The 1,093-nt window shown below is 53.4% G+C and carries 2 protein-coding genes; both read right to left on the bottom strand.

Features of this window, described 5'->3' with window-relative positions; genetic code table 11:
* A partial coding sequence (gene flgL / locus ACE4YL_RS14575; protein ID WP_461365613.1) for a flagellar hook-associated protein FlgL occupies positions 1-876 on the bottom strand: 876 nt, incomplete at its 3' end.
* A 13-nt stretch (positions 877-889) separates the two neighbouring features.
* On the bottom strand, positions 890-1,093 hold a 204-nt coding region (locus ACE4YL_RS14570), incomplete at its 5' end, for a flagellar basal body rod C-terminal domain-containing protein (RefSeq protein ID WP_461365199.1).

Below are 1,093 nucleotides of genomic sequence, written 5' to 3'. Positions count from 1 at the left end.
CAAAGCAGTGCGGTAGGCAAACTCCTCCATCTTCAGCTCCATAATCGCTTCGGCATAGTCCAGATCCTGCTCTTCCGAAAGGATCCTGGTCAGGTTAAGTTGGAGGTCCAGCATCCTCTCCCGGGCCAGTTCTACCCTGTTCTGCTTGCCGCCCAGTTCAGATATCTTGCGCAGCACATTGTCCAGGGAGTTATCCAGGTCCTGCAGGGGTATGTCGGGATCGCCTGTATCGTCCACCAGCTCCCCATAGAGCTCCTGCAGTGCGTTGAAGATGGGCATAAAGAGACCCTCTTGCGGATTATCATCTGGATTGTAGCTGATGACGTTGACATCTATGGTGATGCCGGGAGCTATCTCAAACTCGATTTTCGTCTCATCGCCCGTGAGACTCATCAAAAAGGTCACATCATTGATCCGATCACCTGTAACCCCGCCACCCGAAAAGGGTTTCTTATCGGTATGTTGGCCAGCAAAGAGATAGCGTCCTCCGTGGGTGGAGTTGGCCAGCTGTAATAGGTTATCATGGAGCTGGGCGATTTCATCGGCCAAAGCCTGTCTGGCTGTCTCGTCAAGATGAGTGGAAGCCCCCGCTACAGCCAGCTCCTTGGCCCTGTGGATCACGCTGACCACATCCTGGAGAATCACATCCGCGGCATCCAGCCAGGAAACGGCGGCATCGAGGTTGCGGATGTACTGCTCCGTCTCCCTGATGGACGTACTTGTACGCAGGATCACACCGGTCTTTACCGGGTCATCCGACGGCCGGTTGATTTTCTTTTTAGTACCCAGCTGATTGTTGATACGCTCCAAACGGGCAAGACCGCGATTCAAGTTCAGCAGCAGGGTGTTGTTCATCATTCGGTTAGTAACACGCATAAGCGGATGCCTCCTAGCGTCCCACTATGCCTAAGCGGTTTATGATCGTATCTAAAGTCTCATCCACAGCCGTCATCATCCTGGCTGCGGCGTTGTAAGCGTGCTGGAAGCGGATCATGTTGGCCATCTCTTCATCAAGGCTTACGCCTGAGATGGACTCCTTGAGATTTTGGAGATGGTTCTCCAAAACGACCTGGTTCTCGGTCATGCGGATGGC

Origin of the sequence: Candidatus Darwinibacter acetoxidans, from assembly GCF_041936445.1 — a bacterium.
Lineage (GTDB): Bacteria > Bacillota > Limnochordia > Darwinibacteriales > Darwinibacteriaceae > DTU010.
This window is presented reverse-complemented; position numbering and strand designations above follow the sequence as displayed.